The organism is Campylobacter sp. CFSAN093260 (assembly GCF_012890095.1).
Classification (GTDB): Bacteria; Campylobacterota; Campylobacteria; order Campylobacterales; family Campylobacteraceae; genus Campylobacter_D; species Campylobacter_D jejuni.
This window is the reverse complement of sequence record NZ_CP040618.1, coordinates 1,236,026-1,262,967: the sequence shown is the minus strand read 5'-3', so window position 1 is coordinate 1,262,967 and position 26,942 is coordinate 1,236,026. Positions and strand designations below refer to the sequence as shown.

Sequence of the window (26,942 nt, the reverse complement as noted above, 5' to 3'; positions counted from 1 at the left end):
AATCCTAATTATTTTTTGATTATATCGTCAAAATTCCAATTTTCTAAACTTTTTTCTATGGTTTGGTTTTGAGCATCAAGGTATCCTAAACCTTGGATAAACCAATTGTGTTGTATTTTCAAAAAGTCTATTAAATTTTCTTTTTGTTTGTTTGTGTTTAAAACTTCAAATTTTAAAATTTCGCATTCGTTATGAAAATAAATAGCTTGACAAAGTTCATTAAAAAGCTTGAGTTTTTTAAATTCTTTAAAAAGATTTAAAAGATCATTTTTGATTTTTTCAAGAGTTTGAAAATTCTTGTCATTTTTTTCTAAAGTGTATCTAAGCTTTTGAAGCTGAGTTTGAGTTTTTTTTATAAATTCTTTGGATTCTAAAATGCTTTTTTGGAGATATTTTTTTGTTTTTTCTAATTTTTCTTTGGCTAGTTTTTTATCTAGAAATTTTGGAAAATCAAAAGGTTTATTTAAATCTTTATCAAGTAAATTCTTACAAGCCCATAAAAAAGGTTTTTCTATGGTTCCTTCTATCCTTGCTCCACCTTCGGTGCAGTTGTAGGTGGTGATATTGAGTTTTTCTTTTGCCCAAAATATATCTTTTTCAAAAGCTTGACGAAATAAATTCCAAGTGAGTTGAGTTCTTACTTTGCCTTTTCCTCCATAAGCTAGTGTATATTTTTCTCCTCTGATTTCTTCACCTTGACTTCCATGTATATGCTCTTTAGGATGTGAACTTCCATCCTCGCCATAAGCTAAATCCTGTCCTATAAAAATGATATTTTCAAATCTTAAAGCTCCTGCTAGTTCATAGATCATATTGGAAACACTGTGTCCTACTCCAAGATATCCATATTCATCAAGTTTTAAACTAGCTGCAAAATTTAAAGGGCGATGTACAAGCATATAAGTTCTTTGATCTTTTTCTAAAAAATCTAATACTTCTTTGTGAACCACAGAAGCAAGTATGAAAAGTATGCCTTTGTTAAAATCGCCAAAATCATTATCAAAACATTTAGAAACTATATCATCACGTTCTAGCATGCAAACATAATCAGGCTTTATACCGTATTTTCCAAGGATAACATAAGCACTATCTGCACAAAAAATCGTAGCTTTATTAGCATACTTTTTTAATAAAGGAAGTTGTTTTATAAGACTTGGTCCTGTAGAAACAATGATAGCATTTTCAACCTTAGCTCTTCTTTCTTTGAGAAATTCTTGAAAAATTCCATGATTTAACATTTTAGGGAGATTGTCTAGGGTATGTTTGATCCCTACTAAAGAATCATGTGGATCATTACCTTTGTTTAAAACGATAAATCGTATCATTTCTATCAGTTGAGTATTTATATTTTGTATTTGAGTGCTATAAAATTGTTGATAAAAATCATTATGGATAAAAAGATTAAAAATTTTTACACTTTTTTGAATGATTTCATAAGTAAAAAGTGTGGTGAGTTGTGCTGTATTAATATTTGGAGTATAAAAAAGTATTAGTTGCTCTTTTTTTAATTCTTCGCTAAAATCAAATAAATGAAAAGCTAAAGTTAAAATTTCAAGATTGTCTTCAAAAATGATAATGTGTTTATGTTGTTTGTTTTTACATAAAGTTTTATAAAACATTCCATTTCCAAAGCCATAAAAAAACAAAACAGGATATTTGTTATATTCGGTTTTAAACAGAGTAAGGTTTTCCAAAAGCTCTTTATTGGGATTTTCATAAAGAAAAATATCATCTTTTTTAAAATTTATTCCATTTTCATCTTGGATAAGTGCAAAAGTTAAGTATTTAAGTGATCTCAGTCTACAAGCTAAAAACTCATCGACCTCAAACAAAGCTTGAGTATTTTTTAAAAAAAGTTCTTCTTTCACCTTCTCACCCTTTCCATCCATTTATCTAATTTTCTTTCTTTAAGTTTTTCTTCTAAAGGAAGTATATTTTTTATCAAAGCATTTTCTTGTGCTTTAATATGTCCATAAACTAATTCCATAAATTCTAAATGTTCTTTTATCCAAAGAATGCTTTTATTAAAAGCATCTTCTTTGGTTTTAGGATTTAAAACATAAATTCTAGCAAGATTAAGTTCAAATTGAGTTAGTAAGGGACCTAAAATTTGTATCAAATCTTTTTGAGTATTGTAAAGTTCATCTATTTGAGTTTTGGTTTTATCTATATCTTGAATAATTTCTTGAATAAAAATTTCATTTTTTTGAGAATTTTGTAAACTCATAAAAGAGTTTTTTATTTTATCATAAACTTTAATAAAATTATCGTTAAAATCTCTACAATGTTTAATACTTTGATAAACTTTATAATAAGCCTTAAGTAAAAACTCATTTTGTTTATTTAAACTTAAAGGTTCTAATTTTTCAAAAGGTTTATTTAAATCTTTATCAAGTAAATTCTTACAAGCCCATAAAAAAGGTTTTTCTATGGTTCCTTCTATCCTTGCTCCACCTTCGGTACAGTTGTAGGTGGTGATGTGATAATTCATTTTTATATTGACTATATCTTTTTCAAAGTTATGTCTAAAAAGTGTCCAAATTTCAGAACTTTGAACTTTTCCATTTCCTCCATAAGCTGTAGTGCTAAATTTATCTAAGTCCCTTTTATAGTCTCCATTGTGTAAATTAGCATGGATAAAACCTTGAGAGTGTGTTTGCCCATCTTTGGCATAAGCTAAATCCTGACCTATGAGAATGATGTTTTTGTATTTTAGATGAATGGTTAATAAAAAATTCATATGTGCTACGCTAAATCCCATATTAAAATATCCAAAATAATCTAATTTTAAATATTGTATAAAGCTTGCATAGGTGGATACAAGTATAAAAACTCTATTATTTTTTTGAAGATATTTAATAGTGTGAGGATGTGTAACAGATTTAACAATAAACACAATATCCTTATCAAATTCCCCAAAATCATTATTAAAACATTCAGCTACTATTTCATCGCGTTCCAACATGCAAACATAATCAGGCTTGATACCATGTTTAGCTAAAATAGGATAAGCACTATCGGCACAAAAAATCGTAGCTTTGCTAGCATACTTTTTTAACAAAGGAAGTTGTTTAGTAAGAGATGGTCCTGTAGAAACAATAATAGCTGTATCACTTAAATTTTTTCTTTTAGAAAGTAATTCTTTATAACTAGGATGGGTAATCATTTGAGGAAGATTATAAACAAATTGCTCTATACCTTGAAGAGCATCAAGAGGATCATTACCATGAGAAACAATAGAATTTTTAAAATTTTCTGCTAATTTTTTATTCAATCCTAAAATATCTTCATGAAATCTTTCATAATAATGACTCATCAGTTCTAAAAAATAAATTCTAGAAAATTGAAAGAAAGGTTTGCTAGAGCAAAAATTAGAAAAAAATTCTATATCCAAAGAACTTGTTTGCAAAATCATCAATCTTGAATTTTGTAATTCATTTGAAAAATCTAAGATATGAAACATCACCCAAATGATTTCTATATCTTTTTCAAAAACCACAATATGTTGATGATTTTTATTTTGCAATAAAGCTTTAAATAAAATTCCATTTCCAAAACCATAAAAATATAATACAGGATAAAGTAGATATTTATCATTATAAGTATTTAGCATAGTTTGCAATTCTTTAATGGAATCTTGATAAAGTAAATTTTCATTATACCCCCCCCCATTATTTTTTATACTTGTATCTTTTAAATTGATATCTAGATTATCTTTACCTAAGATAAGTTCAAATTTACTTGATTTAATTTCTTTTAAACTTTCTTTTAAAAGAATATTACTTAAAGCCTCAATGTTTTTGTTAAAGAGTTCTTTTTGGGTAGGGGTGAAGGTCATCATAAGCCCCATCCATCATCTACCACTAAGGTTTGCCCTGTGATAAATCTACTCTCATCACTAAGCAAAAACACCAAAGTTCCACATATATCATCAGCATCTAACATGCCTTTACTCGCACAACATTTTCTATAAGCTTTTAAAAAAAGTTCATTTTGATTATCTAAAATTCCTCCACTTGCTAGGGTATTAACGCGTATGTTTTGATTAAAAAGCTCTTTAGCTAGCCAAGAGCTCATGTGATTAATCCCTGCTTTTATCACACTGTATTCTAAAGAGCTTTGCATGGAAGTGCCTTCATAGTTTTCAAATTTTGGCGCATAAACTCCCATGATGGAGCTAAGATTGATGATATTACCATAGCCTTGTTGTTTAAAAAATTTCACAAATTCTTGAGCGGCTAGCATAAAGCCTGCTAAATGTAAATTTAAACTTTCACAAATTTGTTCGTATTTGAGTTCATAATAAGGCGTTTTACCCCAATCTTTGCCAAAAGGATAGCTTGAGTTAACAAAAGCATCGATTTTGCCGTATCTTTCTTGACTTTTTTGAAGGGCGGTTTGTAAGCTTTCTTGTTTGGTGATATCAAGCTCTAAGCTTAAAAGTTTTGTTTTAAAATTTGTTTCTAAATTTTCTTGCAATTTATTTAAGCGTTCTTTGTTGATATCTGCGAGTATAGGGATACCTTTGCTAAGAAGTATTTTTTGACAAAGCGCTTTACCTATACGCCCACAAGCTCCTGCTACAAAGATGATTTTATTTTCAAGCATTAAAAATCCTTTGGCGATAAATTTTTAAAAGAGATTAAAAACTCTACGATTTTAAAATCAAGCTCGCTATCAATATCAAAAGCTGTGCTTTCATCCATTACAAAAAGCCCTGTGTTTTTGCCAAAAACACTATCATTTTCTAAAAGATAATCCCTTTTAAAGATATAAATACTAGCGTTCATATCATAGCATTTTGGGGCACTTTGGCGAGTGGTAAAATTTCCTTCTTTGGATTTTACTACCTTGTTATTTTGTATTTCTACGAGGTTAAAATAAGGATTGCGTCTAGCAGGAACTGCGGTGATGAGATTGGAATTATCATTTTCAACAAAACTTTCATAAGCTTTTTTTATATCAAGGCTTGAGCGAAGCGGGGCTGAAGCATCTAAGTCTATGAGAGTTTCAAAACACGTTTTAAAATGCTCTTCACTTCTTAGCAAGGCATCACGCATGACAGGAAGTTTTGCAGCCCGATCATTGGCAAGATGAGCTTCTCTTTTGAAAAAAACTTCAGCACCATATTTTTGGGCTACACTTGCGATTTCATCACTATCAGTACTTATGACTATGTGTTTAAAAAGCTTTGAATTTTGAGCTTGTATGATACTATAAGCTATCATTTCAAGTTCGTTAATCTTTCTAATATTTTTGTTTTTAACGCCTTTGCTACCACCCCTAGCACAAATAGTACATAAAATTTCAGCCATTTTTTTTCCTTACTTCATCACAAATTTCAAGCACTTTTAAAGCCTGTTTAAGATCGCAAAGTTCTTTGTTTTTTTCAAAGACTGCTTGATGTAAATTTTGAAGGGTTTTTATCGTATCGTTTTCAAAATTTAAGACTTTTTGACTTTGATCTTTGTGATAAATTTCGATTTTATTGTTTATCAAATCGGCTTTAAAGCTTTTTTCTAAAGTATGGATGGTCATTTCTCTTTTGTTAAATTTAGAAAAATAGTCTAGTTCTATATGAATTTTAGCTTCTTGTGAATTTTTTAAAGCCAAAAAGGCAAAATCATCGCTTGTTATGTCAAGCTCTGAAATTTTAGCATTTTGGGAGTATATAAGCTCTAAGTTTCCAAAAAGAAAAAAGGCTAGATCGATTTCATGAGAAAGATCGAGTAAAACCCCACCACCTAGCTCTTTTTTAGCGCTGTAATTTTGCCTGTAGTCTAAAGCTCTCCAATGGGGCAAATAAGAATTACAAATCAAACTAGCAAAATAAATTTTTTCACCTTTTAAAAGCCTTTTTGAAGCGACAATCACAGGATGAAAACGTTGTAAATACGCTACATAAATGTGATTTTTTAAACTTGTGAAATTTTGGCTTTTTTCAAATAAAGGTTTTTCTACGAGTATGGTTTTATCTTTTACAAGATCATCTAAAGTTTTTAAGGTGTTAAAATGCTCCGTAGTGATATTTGCGATGATAAAAAGATCAAATTCGTTTAAATCACATTCTTTCAAAGAGCGATAAATTGGAGTGTTTTTAAATTCTTCTTTTTTAGCACTTAAAGAAAGCAAACTTACTTCATGATTTAAATTTTTTAAGGCTAAAAAATGCTTTTTTCCTATGCTTCCAAAGCCTATGATTAAGACTTTCATTTAAAATCCTCATTGGCTTTTAAAAACTCATCTGGCCTTCCAATGTCAATCCAATAATCGTTGATGATATAGGTATTTACTTTGCCTTTTTGCAATACAAGTTTGATGAGTTCGGGCATGTCTAAGTATTCATTTTTAGCAATTAAATTTAAAATTTCATTTTCAAGTACATAAATCCCCGCACTTACTAGGAATTTTTGGGTAGGTTTTTCTTCTATATTTTCTATAAAACCTTGTTTTTGGGTGATTACTCCATAAGGAATTTGTTGCTCAAACTCACGCACGCAAACGCTCATTAAAGCTTTTGATTTTTTATGGGCTTTTAAAAGATCATTAAAATCAAGCTCGGTTAAAATGTCTGCATTCATAACGAGAAAACTTTCTTTAAATTCTTGTTTTATAAGGCTTAAAGCCCCTGCTGTACCTAGTTTTTTACGCTCTTTGATATAAGAAATTTTAACCCCAAATTTTTGCCCTTTTTGAAAATAATCTTCTATGATTTGTTTTTTATAATTCACACAAAAGATAAAATTTTCAAAATTTTGATTTTTAAGTCTTTGGACTATGCTTTCTAAAATGGGTTTTTTGCCTACTTTTAACATAGGTTTTGGAGTATCTTTAGTCAGCTCTTTTAAGCGAGAGCCTAAGCCTCCAGCCATGATGATAATGGAGTTTGGATTAGCTTTTAAAAGTGATGAGATAGATTTTATAGAAAGAATTTGCCCTTTTTCATCTAAAACAGGAAAGTCGTAAATATCGGTTTTAGATGAAAGTTTTAAAAGCTGTTCTTTGCTTGTGTTTTCTTTTATGGTGATGGGATTTTTAGTGTAAATATCCTTGATACTATCTTTTAAAGTTTTGCCACTAATTAAAGCTTTTCTGATGTTTGAATCGCTAATGACTCCTAAAAATTTATCCTTTTTATCAACTATAATGCCTAGTCTAACGCGTTCTTGCCCGACTATTTTTAAAGCTTCTTTTATGCTAGAATCAGGGGTGAGTTTGAGTTTGTTTATATCCACACTAAGCCTTATAAATCGATGAAATTTTTATGTAAAATTGTATCTAAATTTACATTTTTTAGGCAAGTTTTTATGAATTTATTGGGATTTTTATCATTATCATAAGGGTTTTTAAAATTTTTTAAATTTTGTTTAAATTCTTTGCTTTCTAATTTTTCAAAAGCTTGATCAAGATCATTAATTTCACAATCAATGATATTTTGAGTTCTTAAACGCCCTTTTTGTCTATCGCCTATATTAATGCAAGGAGTTTTAAAAAAAGGACTTTCACTAATACCACTTGAAGAATTGCCTATCATGGCCTTGGCTATTTTCATAAGACTTAGGTATTTTTGTGAGCCAAGATTATCAAAAAGTTTAGCCTTGTGTGAGTTTTTTTGGCAGTAATTTTGCAAAATTTCATTGATTAAAAGTCCGTTTTCATCGGCATTTGCTTTGGTAAAAATCAAACTTGCGTTTTTAAGGGTGTCAAGTTTTTTAAGTAAGGTTTTAATCTCTTTTTGAGTATTTTTTACATTTAGGGTTAAAGGATGATAAGTGATTAAGTAAAGTTCTTTATCTAGTTTCATTTCTAAGACTTTTTCTAAATCTTTTTTGCTTAAAAAATTCATATTTTTTATGATAGTAGAAGCTAAAGATCCTATATTAAAAACCCTTTTTTCTTCTTCTCCAAGTTGTAAAAGCCTTTTTTTATAAATTTCATGACTTACAAAATGTAAATGTGCCATTTTTGAAATGCTGTGTCTTATACTATCATCAATAGCTCCTAAAGTAAGCTCCCCACCACATAAATGCACTAAGGGTATGTGCATCAAAAGACACACGCTTGCTACGCTAAGCATTTCATAACGATCGCCTAAAATCACTACCATATCAGGCTTTAAGTCTTCAAAAGCATCGCTAAAAGTACTAAAAGCTAAACTCATACTTTTACAAAGGCTTATTTTATCATCGTTTGCAAGCAGGATAGGGAGTTTTTTAGTGATTTTAAATTCTTTTTCTATTTCTTTATAAGTGAGTCCAAACTCAGGACTTAAATGCGCTCCTGTAGCAATGATTTGAAGGCTTAGATCTTTATCGTTTTGAATTTCATGGCATAAATTTCTTAAAAGATACCATTCAGCCCTTGTTGCACTGACTATACAAATCTTTCTTTTACTCACGGATAAGCTCATCTTCTTTGTAGTTTTTTGTAGCAATTTTACCTAAAAACTCTTCATATCTCATAGCACTTATACCATTTGCGGGGCGTTTGGTAGTAAGATTTTCTTCGTTAAAAATTTCTCCTTTTTGGATATCTTTTTTAGCGACTAAACTTTTTCTTACTATGTTGATATTTTTTCTTTCGCTTTTGCTTGCTTTTTTTATGCCATCACCCATAGCCTTTTGTATTTGTCTTATTTGAGTACAAAGCGTTTTTAGTTCATGAGGTTCTAGGCTTGCTTTATGATCAGGCCCTGACATATTTTTGTCTAGAGTAAAATGCTTTTCTATCACACAAGCTCCCAAGGCAACCGCAGCTAGGGAAATGTGTATGCCTTGAGTGTGATCAGAATAACCCACATCAAGCTTAAAAGCGTCTTTTAAGCTTTGCATGGCTTTAAGATTGACTTCATTAAAAGGGGCGGGGTATTCTGTAGTGCAGTGTAAAAGAGTGATATTTTGGCGTTTAGTGCCATTTTTACAAAGCACATTTAAAGCTTCTTCTATCTCGCCTAAATTTGCCATACCTGTTGAAAGTATGATTTTTTTATTAAGCTTTGCAATTTTTTTAAGATAGGGTAGATTGGTGATTTCTCCGCTTGGAATTTTAAAGATTTTTAAGCCTAACTCATTTAAAAGATCTACACTTTCAAGATCAAAAGGAGTAGAAAGAAAGGTGATATTGTATTTTTTTGCGTGTAATATAAGTTCTTTGTGAGCTTTAAGATCGAGTTCGAGTTTTTGTACCATTTGAAGTTGGCTCTCATCACTAGCTGTGGTTTTAAGCTGATAGGGTGCTTTTTTAGCCTTTGTGCTGATACAGTTTTTGGCTTTAAAGCTTTGAAATTTAACAAAATCAGCCCCTGAATCTGCTGCGATTTCTATTAACTTTTTAGCTAAATTTAAATCACCATTGTGATTGACTCCTGCTTCTGCGATGATAAGAGTTTTTTTCATAATTTTTATCCTTATAATTTTTAGCATATAAAGCAAAAAATATTCCAATATTACTATATGTTTGATATACAAATTATAGGTTTTATTTAAAAAATATCATAATTTATATTTATAGCAATATTTTTTACGCACTCTTCTTAAAAGAAAAGTCTAAATTTCTAAATATTACCCCCCCCCTCATTTTTTGTATATATTTTAAAATTATATCCTATCTTTACCTCTCCTTTAAATTTGGTAATTTTTAAAGCACCATCTTTAGTGCTTACGATGAAAAAATTTTTTTCTTTTTTAACAATTTTTCCTATTGGAGCATTAAAAATTTTATCTTTGTAAATTTCACTTTTATAAATTTTTATTTCTTTTTCATCTATAAAGGCACTAGCACCTAAATCTTTGGTATTTAAAGCACGGATAAAGTTAAAAATCTCTCTGGTACTTTGAGTCCAATTTATAATTTCATCGCCTTTTTTTCTTTTGGGGCAATAAAATCCTCCTTCTTTTTGTTTATAAGCTTTAACATTATCTTCTAAAAATAAAATAAGACTTTCATAGAGTAAATTCGCACATTCTTTATGACATAAATTTAAAAGAGTGGTATAATCATCACTGTCTTTTATCTCATAGGTTTTTTGTAAGATAATATCACCTGTATCAATACCTTTGTCGATAAAATGAACACTAATGCCAAATTCTTTTTCATCATTAATTAATGCCCAATTTAATATATTTCTACCCCTATAAAAAGGTAGTTTACCTGCATGACAATTGATAATTTTTCTAGGATATAATTTTAAAAGCTCCTCTTTAAAAATTTGATCAAAACTCATAGAAACCAACAAGTCGTTAGAATATTTTTTAAGCTCATTGAGAAATTCTTTAGAGTTTATATCGATATGGGTATAACAAGGGATTTGGTATCTTAAAGCAAGTTTTTCTAGTTTTATATCTTTAGTTTTTCTTAAAACGATGAAATTAATTTGAATTTGTGGGTTTTGAAGTATTTTTAAAAGACAGATTCTAGCCCATTTTCCATCGGCAAAATATCCTATTTTAAGCATATCATTTCTTTATTCTAACGCTACTAGGTAAATTAATCAAGCGTTTTTCTAATTTTTTAGTGTTTATAAGCTCATTGCTTTGACAGTTTTGAAAAGCTTTTAAACTCGGTAAGCTTTTCCATACAGGACGGACGAAAATATTATTTTTCAAGCATTCTTCTAAAAAGATATTTCTTAAATTCTCATCCTTAAAAAGCAAGGTATTGAGCCAAAAATTGCTTTTTTCATTGCTTTTTTCATCGATAAATTTACATTTATCGTGATTTTTAAAAAAATCCTTGTAAATTTTAGCAAGTTCTCTTTTGTTTTCTAAAAAAAGTTCTAAATTTTCAAGTCCTGCAAGCAAGATTGCTGCGTTTATATTGCAAAGACGGTAATTATAAGCTATCCTATCATGATCGTATTCGTAAGGATGGGGGATTTTAGCTGTGGTGCTAAGGTGTCTTGCAAGTTTGGCTAAATTTTCATCATCGCTTAATATCGCCCCACCGCATCCACCTGTGATGATTTTATTGCCATTAAAGCTTAAAATTCCACACTTTCCAAAAGTGCCTAAGTCCTTGTTTTCATAGGTGCTTCCTAAGGCTTCTGCGGCATCTTCAATTAAAAGGATGTGGTATTTTTCACAAAGCTCTTTGATGGCTTTTATATGAGCGCTTAAACCAAAGGTGTGCATAATAACACAAGCTTTGATGGGTTTGTGTGTGGTTTTGTTATAGCTAAGATTATCTTTTTGATAAGTTTGATTTTCTAAAAAATGCTCTAAAGCCTTAGGACTTAAACTTAGAGTGTTTTCATCTATATCTAAAAAAACGGGTTTTGCACCTGTATAAGCGATAGCATTGGCCGTAGCGACAAAGCTTATGCTTTGAGTGATGACTTCGCAGTTTTCATCGATACCATTAGCTAGTAAAGCGATATGAAGAGCTGCTGTGCCTGTATTTGTAGCGATGACAAAGCGTGCTTTGGTTTTTTCTTTTAAAGCTTCTTCAAAACGCGTTACAAATTCTCCTACGCTTGAAACAAAACCGTTATCGATACATTCTAAGAGATATTTTTTCTCATTGCCTATAAAGCAAGGCTCATGTAGGGCGATATTTTCTTTATTAAAAAGACTTTTTATAAAAGAAATTTCTTTTTCAAACATTATAAAGCTCACTTTTATAATTTTCTAAATTTTCTTTAAAATACTCTATGCTTTGTCTCAAGCCTTCTTCTAGACTTATTTTGCTTTGCCAATTTGTAGCTTTTTTAAGCTTGTTTGCATCGCAACAAAGTCTAAAAACTTCGCTATTTTTAGGACGCAATCTTTGTTCATCTTGGATGATTTTTACTTTAGAATCTAAAATTTTTTGTATGAGATCAAGTACTTCTTGCATGGAGTATTCCACTCCTGAGCCTATATTATAAACTTCTCCAAAATGTTTTAAATTTAAAAGAGAGATAAAACCCTCGCAAGTATCTAGCACAAAATTTAAATCCCTTTTAGGGCTTAAATCTCCTAGTTTGATTTCCTTTGCTCCACTTAAAATTTGTGTGATGATGGTAGGTATGATAGCCCTTGCGCTTTGTCTTGGTCCATAGGTGTTAAAAGGGCGTGCAATATTGACATTTAAATTAAAAGAATTATAATAACTCAGCGCCATCATATCTGCAGCGATTTTGCTTGCAGAATAAGGGCTTTGAGGTTGTAAAGGGTGTTTTTCATCGATAGGTACATAAAAGGCTGTGCCATAAACTTCGCTTGTTGAGGTGTGGATAAAATGTGAAATCTCGTTTTTTTTAGCTGCTTCGAGCATATTTAAAGTGCCATTGACATTGGTATCCACATAGCTTTGTGGGGCTGTGTAGGAGTAGGGGATAGCGATTAAAGCGCCAAGATGAAAGATCGCATCTATATTTTTGGTGATTTTTTCGCAAAAAAAACTGTCTCTTAAATCTCCACTTATAACCTCCATGTCTTTTAAAAAAGAACTTTTTTCTAAATGTCCCCAAAAATTAAAAGAATTATACTGACTTAAAGCTCTGACTTTAAAACCTTTTTTGACCAAACTTTCACAAAGATGAGAACCTATAAAACCATCAGCACCTGTAACTAAAATATTTCTCACCTTCTCACCCTTTCCATCCATTTATCTAATTTTCTTTCTTTAAGTTTTTCTTCTAAAGGAAGTATATTTTTTATCAAAGCATTTTCTTGTGCTTTAATATGTCCATAAACTAATTCCATAAATTCTAAATGTTCTTTTATCCAAAGAATGCTTTTATTAAAAGCATCTTCTTTGGTTTTAGGATTTAAAACATAAATTCTAGCAAGATTAAGTTCAAATTGAGTTAGTAAGGGACCTAAAATTTGTATCAAATCTTTTTGAGTATTGTAAAGTTCATCTATTTGAGTTTTGGTTTTATCTATATCTTGAATAATTTCTTGAATAAAAATTTCATTTTTTTGAGAATTTTGTAAACTCATAAAAGAGTTTTTTATTTTATCATAAACTTTAATAAAATTATCGTTAAAATCTCTACAATGTTTAATACTTTGATAAACTTTATAATAAGCCTTAAGTAAAAACTCATTTTGTTTATTTAAACTTAAAGGTTCTAATTTTTCAAAAGGTTTATTTAAATCTTTATCAAGTAAATTCTTACAAGCCCATAAAAAAGGTTTTTCTATGGTTCCTTCTATCCTTGCTCCACCTTCGGTACAGTTGTAGGTGGTGATGTGATAATTCATTTTTATATTGACTATATCTTTTTCAAAGTTATGTCTAAAAAGTGTCCAAATTTCAGAACTTTGAACTTTTCCATTTCCTCCATAAGCTGTAGTGCTAAATTTATCTAAGTCCCTTTTATAGTCTCCATTGTGTAAATTAGCATGGATAAAACCTTGAGAGTGTGTTTGCCCATCTTTGGCATAAGCTAAATCCTGACCTATGAGAATGATGTTTTTGTATTTTAGATGAATGGTTAATAAAAAATTCATATGTGCTACGCTAAATCCCATATTAAAATATCCAAAATAATCTAATTTTAAATATTGTATAAAGCTTGCATAGGTGGATACAAGTATAAAAACTCTATTATTTTTTTGAAGATATTTAATAGTGTGAGGATGTGTAACAGATTTAACAATAAACACAATATCCTTATCAAATTCCCCAAAATCATTATTAAAACATTCAGCTACTATTTCATCGCGTTCCAACATGCAAACATAATCAGGCTTGATACCATGTTTAGCTAAAATAGGATAAGCACTATCGGCACAAAAAATCGTAGCTTTGCTAGCATACTTTTTTAACAAAGGAAGTTGTTTAGTAAGAGATGGTCCTGTAGAAACAATAATAGCTGTATCACTTAAATTTTTTCTTTTAGAAAGTAATTCTTTATAACTAGGATGGGTAATCATTTGAGGAAGATTATAAACAAATTGCTCTATACCTTGAAGAGCATCAAGAGGATCATTACCATGAGAAACAATAGAATTTTTAAAATTTTCTGCTAATTTTTTATTCAATCCTAAAATATCTTCATGAAATCTTTCATAATAATGACTCATCAGTTCTAAAAAATAAATTCTAGAAAATTGAAAGAAAGGTTTGCTAGAGCAAAAATTAGAAAAAAATTCTATATCCAAAGAACTTGTTTGCAAAATCATCAATCTTGAATTTTGTAATTCATTTGAAAAATCTAAGATATGAAACATCACCCAAATGATTTCTATATCTTTTTCAAAAACCACAATATGTTGATGATTTTTATTTTGCAATAAAGCTTTAAATAAAATTCCATTTCCAAAACCATAAAAATATAATACAGGATAAAGTAGATATTTATCATTATAAGTATTTAGCATAGTTTGCAATTCTTTAATGGAATCTTGATAAAGTAAATTTTCATTATACCCCCCCCCCATTATTTTTTATACTTGTATCTTTTAAATTGATATCTAGATTATCTTTACCTAAGATAAGTTCAAATTTACTTGATTTAATTTCTTTTAAACTTTCTTTTAAAAGAATATTACTTAAAGCCTCAATGTTTTTGTTAAAGAGTTCTTTTTGGGTAGGGGTGAAGGTCATTGGAAATCTCCTTGTTTTAAAGCATCGCCAAATTCTATATCTTTGCTAGCTTTTTTTCCTAAAAGTTCTTGATAAAATTTAGGATGTAGTCCAAAAGAAGGACGCACGGATTTTACATTTTCTTCGCTGAACATTTCACCTTTTTTGATATCCTTACTTGCATATAAGCTTCTTGCAAAAACACGGTTTTTAAGCGCCTTTTCATCTAGATCTAACTTACCATCGCCTAAAGCACTTTCAGCTTGTCTTACTGCATCTACCATAGCTTTAAATTCATCAAAATCAAGACTAAATTTACTGTCTTCACTTTCTATGCTTTTATCTAACATAAAATGCTTTTCTATCACTCTAGCTCCAAGTGCTACTGCCATAACAGGGGCTAAAAAACCAAAGCTATGATCACTTAGTCCCACTTCAACATTAAATTTTTCTTTTAAACTTGCTATGCCTTTTAAATTCATATCTTCTATGGCAGTAGGATAAGCCGAAGTGCATTTTAAAAAGATTAAATCAGGATTTTTTTCTTCTTTAAAAATTTCACAGATTTTAAAAAGTTCTTCTTCTGTAGCAATGCCCGTTGAAACGATAGTAGGTTTTTTTTCTTTGGCGATTAAACGCACGAAATTTTCATCATTAGCTTCAAAAGAAGCGATTTTATAGGTTATAGGATCAAAGCGTTTTAGAAATTCTAAATCTTCTTTGGCAAAAGGACTTGAAAAACAAAGTATTCCTTCATTTTGTGCGGTTTCAAAGATTTGAGAATGCCATTCATAAGGAGTTTTTGCGCTTTCGTAAAGCTCATAAAGTTTTCTTTTATCCCAAAGCCCACCCTTAATAATAAAATCTTCTTTGTTGCTATTTAGAGTCATGCTATCTGGAGTGTAAGTTTGAATTTTTATCGCATCAGCACCTGCTTCTTTGGCAGCTTTTATACTTTGAAGTGCCATCTCAAGACTTCCTGCGTGATTTGCACTAAGTTCTGCTATGATAAAAACCTTTTTATCGGTGTTAAAATTTCCTATTTGCATACTTTTCTTTCTTTGGTAAATTTCCTGACTAAAATGATATATAATTATATTATATATTTCTTCAATTTATATATTTATATTATATAAATATTACAACTTTGTTATGATTTTGCTTGGTTTCATTCAAAAAATGCCATATGGATTTAAATTATAGAATTCATTCATTTTTTAATTTTTATATAATATAAATATATAAAATCATAAAATAAAATTTAATTATAACGATATATATATTTAAGACTAATTAAAGGAAATTTATGAAATTTTGTAAAAAATGTGTGATGCCAGATACTAAGCCTGATTTACATTTTGATGAAGAAGGTGTTTGTGATGCTTGTCGTTCTCAAGAAGCTAAAAATCAAAATATTAATTGGCAAGAAAGAGAAAAAGAATTTTTTGAGCTTATAAAAAAATACAAAAAACATCCTGTTTATGATTGTGTTATCGGAGTAAGTGGCGGAAAAGACTCTACTTTTCAAGTGGTTAAAATGCTTGAACTTGGACTTAATCCTTTGTGTGTGTGTTTTGAGCCTAGCGTACCTACGAAAATAGGGCGCAAAAATTTAGACAATTTAAATCATCTTGGCGTGGATTTGATCCATATCAAGCGTGATCCAAAAGTTTATCAAAAACTTGCCCGTGAAGCTTTTATAAGAACAGGGGATAATGAGTGGCAAAACCATTTGGGAATTTTTACTTCTGTTCCACGCATAGCGGTAAATTTTGGAGTGCCTTTGATCATCTGGGGGGAGAGTCCGCAGATAGAGTATGGCGGTCCTGCGAGTAGTAAAAATAAAAATATTTTAGGCAGAGAGTGGCTTGAAGAATTTGGCGGGCTTTTAGGAAATCGTGCTTCTGATATGCTTGGGGTAAATGGTATCACTGAAAAAGATTTGTTTTTATATACTTATCCAAGTGATGAAGAACTTCAAAGAGTAGGGGTTACTGGGCTATTTTTAGGGTATTATTTTAAATGGGATTATAAAAAAATTCTTGAAATTTCTAAAAAATATGGTTTTTTAACTCTAGATCATCCTGTTGAGACTACTTATGAAAATTTTGAAAATTTAGATTGTTATTCTAATCATGTGCATGATTATTTAAAATACTGCAAATACGGCTTTGGTAGAGCAACGGATAATGCTTGTTTGGATATTCGTTTAGGTTATATCAGCCGTGAAGAAGGGGTGCGTTTGGTGCAAAAATACGATGGCAAGCCCCCTAAAAAGGCTATTAAAAAATACCTTGAATTTAGTGGTTTTAGCGAGGAAGAATTTCAAAAAATAGTAGATTCTTTTACCAATAAAAAAATTTTTAAACGTGATGAAAATGGCAAATTTATAAGAGATTATGATGGTTCTTTGGTAAGAAAAGACGAGTGTGTTTTAAAATGATAGCGCTCATTGATTACAAGGCGGGAAATTTAAACTCCGTTGCTAAGGCTTTTGAAAAAATAGGAGCTACAAATTTCATAGCTAAAAATCCAAAAGATTTGCAAAAAGCAGATAAATTGCTTTTACCTGGAGTGGGATCTTTTAAAGAAGCGATGAAAAATTTAAAAGAACTTGGTTTTATAGAAGCTTTAAAAGAGCAAGTTTTAGTACAAAAAAAACCTATTTTAGGCATTTGTTTGGGAATGCAACTTTTTTTAGAAAGGGGTTATGAAGGTGGAGTTTGCGAAGGACTTGGTTTTATAGAAGGTGAAGTAGTCAAATTTGAAGAGGATTTAAATTTAAAAATCCCACACATGGGTTGGAATGAACTTGAAATTTTAAAACAAGAACCTTTGTATCAAGGCATAGATAATAAGAGTGATTTTTATTTTGTGCATTCTTTTTATGTGAAATGTAAAGATGAGTTTGTAAGTGCTAAAGCACAATATGGGCATAAATTTGTCGCATCTTTGCAAAAAGATCATATTTTTGCGACGCAGTTTCATCCTGAAAAAAGTCAAAATTTAGGCTTAAAACTTTTAGAAAATTTTATAAGGCTTTAAATGTTAAAAACTAGAATTATCCCTTGTGTGTTATTAAAAAATTCTCAACTTGTTAAAAGTATAGAATTTAAAGATTTTCGCACTATAGGGCATTTAACTTCAACAATGAGAATTTATAATGCACGCAATGTTGATGAGCTTATTATCTTAGATATAGATGCTTCAAAAAGCGGAGAAATAGATTTTGAAAGTATAGAAGATCTTGCTAAAGAATGTTTTATGCCCTTAACTATAGGTGGAGGCATAAAAACTCTTGAAGATATACAAAAGATTTTAAATTTAGGTGCGGATAAAATTTCTATCAATTCTAAGGCCTTAGAAGATAAAGATTTTATAAGTAAAGCGGCAAATCGTTTTGGTTCTCAATGTATAGTTTGCTCTATAGATGTTAAAAGAAAAGGAGAGCAATTTTGTGTTTATGATAGAGGAAATTTACTTGAAAAAAATCCTTTAGAACTTGCTTTAGAATACGAAAAAAAAGGAGCTGGAGAGCTTCTTTTAACTTCTGTGGATTTTGAGGGAAAAGCAAAGGGTTATGATTTAGAACTTTTAAAGATCTTTCAAAATAAACTTAAAATTCCTCTTATTATCAATGGAGGACTTAGCAAGCCAAGTGATGGAGTTAAGGCTTTAAATTTGGGTGCTGATGCTTTAGCGGGGGCTTATATTTTTCATTTTTCTAAGTACACCCCTAAAGATGTAAAAGAAGAATTAGCTAGGCAAGGCTTTGCAGTCAGATTGCTTTAGGCAAATATGGTAAAAATCTTTATCTTCATCATAAATAGTAAAATGATTTTGTTGATATAATTGTAAAGCTTTGCGATTGTCTTTGAAAACATAAGCTTTAAGAGTATTTACTTTTAAGTTTTCAAAAGCGTATTTTATAATTTCATTTATTAAAATTTGTCCTACGCCTTTTAAATTAGGTTTTGCGTAAAGTCCAAATTCGCAAGATTTAGTTGTGATATTGACAAAATCAATTACGCCGATAATCTGTTCATCTTGAAAAACTAAAAAATATTTTTTGCTAGAATCTTGATGTAATTTTTTTAAAAATCTTAAATGTTCTTCAAAATCAATATATTTTGTTTTCATAAATTGATTGATATCGGGGTGATTGCGCCATTTAAAAATCAGCTCTATTTCTTGAGAATTAAGTTCTGTGAAATTTTTAAGTTTTATCAATACTTATACTCCACTTCATACCCTTTTTTAGCAAGCCAAGTTGCTGTAGATTCTTGATTTTTAACATAACAAATAGCTTTGAAATTTGCCTTTAAAAGCAAGGCTTCATTGACTAAAGAACTTGCACTAATGATGAGTTTATTGCTTTCATTCATCAATTTTGCAATATTTTCATGATCGATAAATAATCTAATATTGTTATGTAATTTTGCAAATTTTTGCAATTTTTTAAGATTAGGATTAGAAGAGCTGGTTGCAATGCTGATGATTTTTGTTTTAGGTAATTCGCTAGCAATTTGTAAAGAAAGGTTTTTTATATCAGTTCCACCCATGCAAATGAAAAAATCATATTTTTTTTCTCTATTTTCTTTGGCCTCTTGATAAAATTCTTCCCTGATTAAAGCATAAGAAAAACCACATCTTACTTCGCATTTAAAAGGCACTAAACCTTCATAATCACTTGCTTTTGCATAGGCATTGACATTGAGTAAAATATCACAATGATGAGGCTTTATTTCATCATCAAAGCTTAGAATTTTCACCCCTGTTTCAAGCTTGATCAGTTTTTCATCATCTACGCTGATGCCATAGTGATCAATGATAAGAAGTTCAAATTTTTCTTCTTTGATGAGATTGATAAGCTCGTAGATACTTTCGCTACTAAGCTCATAAACAGGATAAGGAATTTCATCGATCAAGGAGCCTTCTAAAGGCAAGCAAGCAAAACTTACATCATCATATTGTTTAGCTAAGACTAGATCGCGTTTAATGTGTCCAAAGCCTATTTGACTGGAGCTATCGCTTCTAAAAAGCACTTTCATGATTTACCTTATAAAGTATTTTTGCAAATTCCAAATCTTGTATGGTGTCTATATCGCAAACTAAATTTCTTGGCAATACAAACACGCTAGAATGAGGTTTAAATATAAAATCTTCCTCAAGCCAAGCTTTGCTTGTACCAAAATAAAAAGCTCCTGCATCATGATAAGCTTTTGTTAGATCTTGTGAACGACTTTTATAATGTTTTTCATCAAACATATAAACTTGATTGTTTTCATTTAGATAAAATGCCCTTTGTATAGGATACTCAAACTCAGTAGCAGCAAATAAAAACTTGCTTTGATTTTGTATAAATTTTTCATAGGCTTGTTTTAAAATGTCTTTATTTAACAAAGGAGCAGTAGCATAAAGGCAGCAGACATGATTATAAATTTGATTTTGGCTTTGTAAAATTTCTATGGCATTTTGCACTACAGCAGTGCTTGAAGCATAATCATCGCTTAAATTTTTATCACGCACAAAAGGAGCTTTTGCACCGTATTTTAAGGCTACTTCTATGATTTCTTCATCATCGCTTGAAAGCACCACTTCATCAAAAATACCTGAATTTAAAGCATTTTCTATGCTGTAAGCGATTAAAGGTTTGCCTAGGAAATCAATGATATTTTTTCTAGGAATTCTTTTTGATCCACCACGAGCAGGGATTATGCAAAGATTTTTCATAGTTAAGCCTTGTTTTTTGTGTTTTATTTTACTAAAATTTAAGTATAATTGTCTTTAAAATACAATAAAATAATGCAAACGGGGTGGAATAATGCTCATAAATCAAACCTTTGAAATTGATTCTTGTGATGATGTAGAATTAAATATAAAAAGAACTAGCAAGCTTGAATACCGCATTAGTTATGATGATGAAAAAGAGATTAAAGCCATAGTTTTTATAGTGGGTGGTTTTGGAGCTAATGCAAATATTTCTTTTTTAGATTTTGATAGGGAATATATTGCTAAAAATTTTGATGTTGTAGTGGTACATGTTTTTTATCATTGTTTTTGTGCAAGACGAAGTATTGATCAAAAGTATAATCCAAAGCTTATTCCCAATCAAGATGATTTAGAGCGTATCAATGGTATTTTAAAAAATATTAATTTAGGACATTTATCGGTTAATAAAGATAATTTTGAACAAATTATTCCTCTTATAGAGCAAAAAGTTAATGAAATGAAACAAGCAGGTTTGGTTGATGAAAATCAAAAAATAGAACTTTCTTGTGATTTTATCCCACCTAATGGAGATTATCAAAACTATGGCATTATGGCAGCTATTGATCATATCAATGCTTTAAAAGATTTGGTTAAATGCTTTCCAAAATTTGCAGATTTACCAAAAATTTATGGGGGGGGGTCTTATGGAGGATACCTATCTTTACTCATAGCAAAGATAGCTCCTTGGTATGTGGATGGTGTGATTGATAATTCAGGTGTTTGCTTGCCATTTCTAGCGTGCATTTTAGGAAGAGAAATGAATCAAGGGGAATTTTATTTCGAAGGAAGTGGTTATAGACTTTATTGTTTTGTATATAAATACTGGAATAGAAATATGAATTCTTCTTATTATTTTGGTGATGAAAATTATTTAATTAGAGCAATTTTAAATTCAAACCATCTTCAAATTCAATCAAATTTAAATAAAAATACCATTTTTGTAAGCTATCATAGTATACAAGATATGGGTGCGCCAGTGCAAAATAAAATAGAACTTTATAAGTGTTATCAAGAATTAGGATATGATGTAACTTTACATTTAATAAAGGATGAAAATGATATAGATGGTAGATTTGTAAAAAGTTTAGAGCATGGACTTAGAATGACTGATAGGGCTTTATTTAGAAAAGAACTTCCTTTAATGCTTGAAAAATTGCAAAAAAGAAAATCTTTTATGCAAGAAAATTCTATCTCTTATCCTTGTGGGAATAAAGTATTTGTGTTTAAGGATTTAGAAGATAAATTTGAGTTAGAGATGATAAATAAAATAAAGATAAAGGATATAAAATGACAGCATATTTACATATAGGAACTACTAATACAGGAAATCAAGAAAAACAAGGTTTCTTGATGCAAAACGAGGAAAAACTTTTGCAAAAAGCTTATATTTACCCAAAAAGTCTTAGAGTGGCAAATAGGCATTGGGCTTTGGTGGATATGGTTTTAGAATTGGTTCAAAAAGAAGATATTTTAAAAAAAGAGAGTGTTTTAAGTCATATCACAAATGAAAGACTTCTTAGAGCTATAGAAAATTTTAAAAGTGAAAGTGCTTTACATAAAGATAAAAAATTTATTTTTTCAGCTGAGGGTATAGTTTGGGATTTTTCTACCAAAAAACATGTAGAAATTTTAGAAAAGATTATGAGAGAGTTAGGTTTTACTCAAATTTATATTATTGTGTATTTTAGAGATACTTTGGGTTATTTAAACTCACATTGTTCTCAAGATCATAAAAACAATATGGGGTATTATTCTGCTGATTTTGCTCCGCAAGATCATCCTAGAAAATATATTTTTGACTATGAATGGATTTGCAAAACTCATGCTGAGGTATTTGGAGAAGAAAATTTGATAGTAAGACTTCTAAGGGAGGATTATGTAGGAGGGACTTTACTTAAGGATTTTGTTTATCATTTAGGACTTGAATGGGATGAGAGTTTTGTTTTAAAACAAACCAAAAATGAAAGTTTTAATCTTTTAGGAATGGAGCTTATGTCAAGATTAAATCAAAAAGATTTAAAGCAGGATAATCTTAATTCTTTGCTTTTTATGGCAAGAAGAAAATTTGAAGGCAGCAAAGAAAAAAGATTAAAATTTGCAGTGCAAAAAGATATTGCTAAAGCTTATGTGGATTATTTTGCTTCTTCACTTGAATGGGTAAAAAACAAATATTTCCCGCATAAAAATTCTCTTTTTACTCCTGTAAATTGGGAAGAATACGAACAAAACTATACTTTAACTCATACACTAAGCAAAGACTGGGATGATGTGGCGGATTTTATAGCACAAATTATTGTTTCTAAAAATGAAATCATCAGTTCTTTAAAAGAACAGCTTGAACTTGCAAGGAAAGATTAGTCTTTCATTGCAGTTTCAAGCATTTTTTTGATATTTTCAAAGCTTTCAAAATTTTCAGGTGTGATAAATTCTGCTTTTAAGGGTTTTTTATAAAATTTTTCTATTTCGGCAACCAAAGCCATGATATCGATACTATCGATAAAATCTTCACTTACTAGATTTTCCATACTCTCATTGATATCTGTTCTTTCTATATTGATAAAAAATTGTTTGATTTCTTGCATTTTTTCTCCTTTAGTTTTTTGAAATTATAAAATATTTATTTAAACAAGTTCTTTTAAAACCTTTCTATCAATTTTACCATTTTGATTAAGCTTAAATTTGTCGAGTTTAATAAAATTTTTTGGGATCATATAAGAAGGTAATTTATCTTTCAAAAAAGCTTTAAAATTAATTTCTTCTTCACTTTCATAAAAACAAATAATATCTTCTTTAAAAATACAAGCACTATTTTTTATACTCGCATGAGAGTTAATCACGCTTTCTATTTCTCCAAGTTCTATCCTATGCCCCATATATTTTATCTGATTATCCACTCTTCCATAGCATAAAAGTTCGCCAAATTCATTATAAGAAACTATATCTCCTGTTTTGTACAAAAGATCTAAATAATTATCATGTAAAGGATTTTGAGTAAAAGCTTGTTTGGTTTTTTCTTTGTCATTATAATACCCTAAAGATAAAGAAGTTCCACGCACGAAAAGCTCCCCTTTAACACCTATTTGTTTAGGACTTATGAAATTCATATTTTCATCAAAAACTAAAAGTTCTGTGTTTTTGCACGCTTTTCCTATCGGTAAAAGTTCTTCATCTTTAAAAGTGCGATTGATGATATAAAAAGAACATACATCAGTGATTTCTGTTGGGCCATAAAGGTTGGTAAATAAGGCATTGGGTAAGTGTTTACGCCAAATATTGAGCTGTTTATTGGGCATGATTTCACCACAAAAAAGTATCTTTTTTAAGGCGTTTAAACTAAAATTATTCAAAGCTTCAGTATTTGCAAAATAAATCAGCACCGAAGGTACCCAAAATATAGTGCTTACTTTTTCTTTTTCAAGGCATTCTAAAATTTTATTTGGAAAGGCAAAAAGATGATTAGGTAAAAGGTGTAAAGTCGCTCCTGATTTTACACTTGAAAAAATATCTAAAATGCTATTGTCAAAATAAAATGGCGCTTGATTGGCTAAAATTTCATTCTCATCAAATTTAAAAGTCTCACACACCCAAAAAGTATAATCAATCACACTCTTGTGAGCTATGCTTACTCCTTTAGGAATGCCTGTGCTCCCACTTGTAAAGAAAACATAGAGTAAATTAGTATCTATGTGTTTTTCTTTAGCATTTTTTAGCAAACTCTCATCTATATTAAAACTTTCAAAGTCTTGTGTATAAAGCGTAGGTAAATCTAAGTTAAAATTTAAGTCCTTTGAAGTGATAAAAAGTTTAGGCTTTAAAACTTCTATGACTTTTTCTACTCTTTCTTTAGGACTTTTTTCATCTAAAAGTGTATAAAAATTTCCACTGAGTGCCACTCCAAAAAATGAAATCAAACAATCAATCCCTTTAGGCAAGATGATTAAAACAGGAGCTTGAGTAGGTTTATTATTTTTTAAAGTTTTTAAAATTTCACTGGCTAGTTTTTTAGAAAAGAGATCAAAGTCTTTGTAAGTGATTTCCTTTCTTTCTTTGGCAAAGGGTTCTACAAAAGCAGTTTTTTCGCTAAATTTGATTAAACTTTTTTCTAAAAAATCATAGATATGAGTTGTCATGATTTACCTTTTTAATTTTTTGTAATATAATATCGATAAATTAATAAAAAAGGCCTTTATATGCTCATAAACCAAAGCTTTGAAATCGATTCTTGTGATGATGTAGAATTAAATATAAAAAGAACTAGCAAACTTGAATACCGTATAAGTTATGATGATGAAAAAGAGATTAAAGCTATAGTTTTTATAATAGGAGGTTATGGAGCCAATGCAAATATATATTTTTTAGACTCTTATAGAAATTATATTGCTAAAAATTTTGATGTTGTAGCAGTGCATGTTTTTTATCATTGTTTTTGTCAAAGGCGTTCGGATGTTGAAAAGTATTCAACATTAGCAGATTTTACAAAAGATGATTTAAAATTAATAGAAAAAGTGCTTCGTAAATACAATATTCCATGTGATCAATTAGCCAATAATACTGTAGTTAGTCATTGTGAATATTTGAGCGAGATTATGACAGAATTAAAAATGTTAAATCGATTGCCTTATGATTTTGAAGAAAGACTAAGTGCAACTTTTATTCCTTCGCGTGGAGAATATCAAAATTTTGGCATTATGGCAGCTATTGATCATATCAATGCTTTAAAAGATTTAGTTAAACGTTTTCCAGAATTTGCAGATTTACCAAAAATTTATGGGGGGGGGTCTTATGGAGGATACTTAGCCTTGCTCATAGCAAAAATAGCTCCTTGGTATGTGGATGGCGTGATTGATAATTCGGGTTCGGCTGTTCCACCGCTTAATTATATTATTGGTAGAGAGTTGGAATTTAAAAGCAAAGATACTAATGGGGATATGTATATGCAGGGCGATCATTTTTTTGTGAGTTGTTTTCTAAAAACCCACTGGACGCGTAAAGAAAATTCACCTTATTTTTTTAATAATGAAAATTATTTTATTAGAACATTGTTAAATAAGGATCATTTGATTTTGCAAAGTCAAAAAAATAAAAATATTATTTATGTGAGTTATCATAGTAAAGAAGATCCTTTAACTCCAGCAAATTTTAAAGAACTAACCATGCAAATATTAAAAATTTTAGGATATGATGTAAGCTTAAATTTGATAGATGAAAATAAAATTGATGGAAAATTTATTAAAAATTTAGATCATGGTTGTGGTATACCTGATAAAGCCTTATTTAGAAAAGAACTTCCTTTAATGCTTGAAAAATTACAAAAAAGAAAATCTTTAATGCAAGAAAATTCCATCTCTTATCCTTGTGGAAATAAAGTGTTTACTTTTAAAGATGTAGAAAATCAGTTAAAATTGATCATTAATTAAAAAGGAAAATATATGCTCATAAACCAAACCTTTGAAATTGATTCTTGTGATGATGTAGAACTAGGTATTAAAAGAACCAGTAAGCTTGAATATCGCATAAGTTATGATGATGAAAAAGATCTCAAAGCTATAGTTTTTGTCATAGGAGGTTATGGAGCTAATGCAAATATATATTTTTTAGATTCTTATAGAAATTATATTGCTAAAAATTTTGATGTAGTGACAATAAATGTTTTTTATCATTGTTTTTGCCAAAGGCGTTCAGATGTTGAGAAATATAGTGCATACAAATATTTTCAAGAGGAAGATATTGAAAATATTAAAAATTTATTAAATCAGTTTCATTTTTCTTATGGTGAAATAAATAATGATAATGCGCTTTTTTTAGCGAATTCTTTAGTGAAACATGTAGAAAATTTAAAAATGCAAAATAAACTCGATCATAACTTTAAACTAAATTTTACTTCAACTTTTATCCCGCCTAATGGAGATTATCAAAATTTTGGCATTATGGCAGCTATTGATCATATCAATGCTTTAAAAGATTTGGTTAAATGCTTTCCAAAATTTGCAGATTTACCAAAAATTTATGGGGGGGGGGTCTTATGGAGGATACCTATCTTTACTCATAGCAAAGATAGCTCCTTGGTATGTGGATGGTGTGATTGATAATTCGGGTTCGGCTTTGCCACCTTTAAATTATATTTTAGGAAGAGAAATGGAACATAGTTACGGTGATTATTATGAAGATTTTCCACATAATAGGATTATTTTTTTTCTAAAAACCCACTGGACGCGTAAAGAAAATTCACCTTATTTTTTTAATAATGAAAATTATTTTATTAGAACATTGTTAAATAAGGATCATTTGATTTTGCAAAGTCAAAAAAATAAAAATATTATTTATGTGAGTTATCATAGCGATAAAGATCCTCTAACGCCTGCCAATTTTAAACAACAAACCATGCAAATATTAAAAATTTTAGGATATGATGTAAGCTTAAATTTGATAGATGAAAATAAAATTGATGGAAAATTTATTAAAAATTTAGATCATGGTTGTGGTATACCTGACAAAGCCTTATTTAGAAAAGAACTTCCTTTAATGCTTGAAAAACTACAAGGAAGAAAATCTTTCATGCAAGAAAATTCCATCTCTTATCCTTGTGGAAATAAAGTGTTTATATTTAAGGATGTGGGTGACAAATTTGAATTAGTGATAAAAGATTAAAACCTTAA

Annotated in this window: 23 protein-coding genes and 2 pseudogenes; 7 read left to right on the top strand and 18 right to left on the bottom strand. The window is 29.6% G+C overall.

The annotated features are described in order from the left end of the window. Positions 1–8: 8 nt before the first annotated feature. The 13 genes and pseudogenes from FBF22_RS06460 to pseI all read right to left on the bottom strand — a co-directional run bounded on the left by FBF22_RS06460 (position 9) and on the right by pseI (position 15,563). Positions 9–1,868: a motility associated factor glycosyltransferase family protein gene (locus tag FBF22_RS06460; protein WP_057096568.1), complete on the bottom strand. Its 1,860-nt coding sequence runs from the start codon at positions 1,866–1,868 to the stop codon at positions 9–11. Beyond that, on the bottom strand, positions 1,865–3,838 hold the full coding sequence (locus FBF22_RS06455; RefSeq protein ID WP_052777771.1) for a motility associated factor glycosyltransferase family protein: 1,974 nt from the start codon (positions 3,836–3,838) through the stop codon (positions 1,865–1,867). Before FBF22_RS06455 ends, FBF22_RS06460 begins: the two co-directional genes overlap by 4 nt. Continuing rightward, positions 3,838–4,608, bottom strand: coding sequence for a flagellin modification protein PtmA (gene ptmA / locus FBF22_RS06450; RefSeq protein ID WP_002788728.1), 771 nt, complete (start codon positions 4,606–4,608; stop codon positions 3,838–3,840). The genes FBF22_RS06455 and ptmA overlap by 1 nt, the downstream gene beginning before the upstream one ends. Then, on the bottom strand, positions 4,608–5,315 hold the full coding sequence (gene legF, locus FBF22_RS06445) for a CMP-N,N'-diacetyllegionaminic acid synthase (RefSeq protein ID WP_002885802.1): 708 nt from the start codon (positions 5,313–5,315) through the stop codon (positions 4,608–4,610). Before legF ends, ptmA begins: the two co-directional genes overlap by 1 nt. Continuing rightward, positions 5,308–6,213 carry an L-glutamine-D-fructose-6-phosphate isomerase subunit gene (ptmF, locus tag FBF22_RS06440; protein WP_002885811.1) on the bottom strand — a complete coding sequence of 302 codons (906 nt, stop codon included), beginning with the start codon at positions 6,211–6,213 and terminating at the stop codon, positions 5,308–5,310. The genes legF and ptmF overlap by 8 nt, the downstream gene beginning before the upstream one ends. Then, positions 6,210–7,235, bottom strand: a complete 1,026-nt coding sequence (locus FBF22_RS06435) for a nucleotidyltransferase family protein (protein ID WP_002885812.1) — start codon at positions 7,233–7,235, stop codon at positions 6,210–6,212. The genes ptmF and FBF22_RS06435 overlap by 4 nt, the downstream gene beginning before the upstream one ends. Before the next feature lie 8 nt (positions 7,236–7,243). Then, the gene (gene legG / locus FBF22_RS06430) at positions 7,244–8,398 is read right to left on the bottom strand and encodes a GDP-N,N'-diacetylbacillosamine 2-epimerase (hydrolyzing) (RefSeq protein WP_002885814.1); all 1,155 of its coding nucleotides are present in this window, start codon (positions 8,396–8,398) and stop codon (positions 7,244–7,246) included. Continuing rightward, positions 8,391–9,395 (bottom strand): N,N'-diacetyllegionaminate synthase, encoded by a 1,005-nt coding sequence (gene legI, locus FBF22_RS06425; RefSeq protein ID WP_002885817.1) that lies wholly within the window; start codon positions 9,393–9,395, stop codon positions 8,391–8,393. Before legI ends, legG begins: the two co-directional genes overlap by 8 nt. A 158-nt stretch (positions 9,396–9,553) precedes the next feature. After that, positions 9,554–10,453 carry a methionyl-tRNA formyltransferase gene (locus FBF22_RS06420; protein WP_002885819.1) on the bottom strand — a complete coding sequence of 300 codons (900 nt, stop codon included), beginning with the start codon at positions 10,451–10,453 and terminating at the stop codon, positions 9,554–9,556. 1 nt (position 10,454) lies between these two features. Then, on the bottom strand, positions 10,455–11,600 hold the full coding sequence (legC, locus tag FBF22_RS06415) for an aminotransferase LegC (RefSeq protein ID WP_002859864.1): 1,146 nt from the start codon (positions 11,598–11,600) through the stop codon (positions 10,455–10,457). After that, positions 11,593–12,564 (bottom strand): 4,6-dehydratase LegB, encoded by a 972-nt coding sequence (gene legB, locus FBF22_RS06410; RefSeq protein WP_002885828.1) that lies wholly within the window; start codon positions 12,562–12,564, stop codon positions 11,593–11,595. The genes legC and legB overlap by 8 nt, the downstream gene beginning before the upstream one ends. After that, positions 12,561–14,535 (bottom strand): annotated as a pseudogene (locus FBF22_RS06405) (motility associated factor glycosyltransferase family protein). The gene legB and the pseudogene FBF22_RS06405 overlap by 4 nt, the downstream one beginning before the upstream one ends. After that, entirely contained in the window at positions 14,532–15,563 is a 1,032-nt protein-coding gene (gene pseI, locus FBF22_RS06395) for a pseudaminic acid synthase (RefSeq protein ID WP_002859862.1), read from the bottom strand. Before pseI ends, FBF22_RS06405 begins: the two are co-directional and overlap by 4 nt. A 257-nt stretch (positions 15,564–15,820) precedes the next feature. Here pseI and pseA point away from each other — a divergent pair, with 257 nt between their 5' ends. From pseA to FBF22_RS06380, 3 genes are read left to right on the top strand one after another with little or no spacing between them, the layout of a single operon-like run. After that, the gene (gene pseA / locus FBF22_RS06390) at positions 15,821–16,957 is read left to right on the top strand and encodes a pseudaminic acid biosynthesis protein PseA (protein WP_002784894.1); all 1,137 of its coding nucleotides are present in this window, start codon (positions 15,821–15,823) and stop codon (positions 16,955–16,957) included. Next, positions 16,954–17,559 carry an imidazole glycerol phosphate synthase subunit HisH gene (hisH, locus tag FBF22_RS06385; protein WP_072225600.1) on the top strand — a complete coding sequence of 202 codons (606 nt, stop codon included), beginning with the start codon at positions 16,954–16,956 and terminating at the stop codon, positions 17,557–17,559. Before pseA ends, hisH begins: the two co-directional genes overlap by 4 nt. Continuing rightward, positions 17,560–18,306, top strand: a complete 747-nt coding sequence (locus FBF22_RS06380) for a HisA/HisF-related TIM barrel protein (protein WP_052777634.1) — start codon at positions 17,560–17,562, stop codon at positions 18,304–18,306. Here the strand turns inward: FBF22_RS06380 and pseH are convergent. Genes pseH through pseF form a run of 3 tightly spaced genes read right to left on the bottom strand, consistent with a single transcriptional unit; the run spans position 18,271 to position 20,247 of the window. Further along, entirely contained in the window at positions 18,271–18,744 is a 474-nt protein-coding gene (gene pseH, locus FBF22_RS06375; protein ID WP_002885001.1) for a UDP-4-amino-4,6-dideoxy-N-acetyl-beta-L-altrosamine N-acetyltransferase, read from the bottom strand. The two genes, FBF22_RS06380 and pseH, sit on opposite strands and share 36 nt — an antisense overlap. After that, positions 18,741–19,565, bottom strand: a complete 825-nt coding sequence (pseG, locus tag FBF22_RS06370; protein ID WP_002784879.1) for a UDP-2,4-diacetamido-2,4,6-trideoxy-beta-L-altropyranose hydrolase — start codon at positions 19,563–19,565, stop codon at positions 18,741–18,743. The genes pseH and pseG overlap by 4 nt, the downstream gene beginning before the upstream one ends. Beyond that, a complete protein-coding gene (gene pseF / locus FBF22_RS06365; protein ID WP_002798276.1) occupies positions 19,549–20,247 on the bottom strand; it encodes a pseudaminic acid cytidylyltransferase in 699 nt (232 codons plus the stop codon). The genes pseG and pseF overlap by 17 nt, the downstream gene beginning before the upstream one ends. Positions 20,248–20,338: 91 nt before the next feature. Here pseF and FBF22_RS06360 point away from each other — a divergent pair, with 91 nt between their 5' ends. Further along, on the top strand, positions 20,339–21,577 hold the full coding sequence (locus tag FBF22_RS06360; RefSeq protein WP_165433227.1) for a DUF2920 family protein: 1,239 nt from the start codon (positions 20,339–20,341) through the stop codon (positions 21,575–21,577). Then, positions 21,574–22,644, top strand: coding sequence for a hypothetical protein (locus FBF22_RS06355; RefSeq protein ID WP_002826465.1), 1,071 nt, complete (start codon positions 21,574–21,576; stop codon positions 22,642–22,644). Before FBF22_RS06360 ends, FBF22_RS06355 begins: the two co-directional genes overlap by 4 nt. Here FBF22_RS06355 and FBF22_RS06350 read toward each other — a convergent pair. Both FBF22_RS06350 and FBF22_RS06345 read right to left on the bottom strand, forming a co-directional pair. Then, positions 22,641–22,868, bottom strand: a complete 228-nt coding sequence (locus tag FBF22_RS06350; protein ID WP_002777686.1) for an acyl carrier protein — start codon at positions 22,866–22,868, stop codon at positions 22,641–22,643. The genes FBF22_RS06355 and FBF22_RS06350 overlap by 4 nt on opposite strands. Positions 22,869–22,907: 39 nt before the next feature. Next, complete coding sequence (locus FBF22_RS06345; protein WP_002885469.1) at positions 22,908–24,416, bottom strand: AMP-binding protein; 1,509 nt, start codon at positions 24,414–24,416, stop codon at positions 22,908–22,910. 60 nt (positions 24,417–24,476) lie between these two features. On the opposite strand from FBF22_RS06345, the gene FBF22_RS06340 reads away from it, so the two are divergent. Together FBF22_RS06340 and FBF22_RS08555 are read left to right on the top strand one after the other, a co-directional pair. Further along, on the top strand, positions 24,477–25,703 hold the full coding sequence (locus tag FBF22_RS06340; RefSeq protein ID WP_052777637.1) for a DUF2920 family protein: 1,227 nt from the start codon (positions 24,477–24,479) through the stop codon (positions 25,701–25,703). 12 nt (positions 25,704–25,715) lie between these two features. Beyond that, positions 25,716–26,934 (top strand): annotated as a pseudogene (locus tag FBF22_RS08555) (DUF2920 family protein). Positions 26,935–26,942 lie beyond the last annotated feature (8 nt).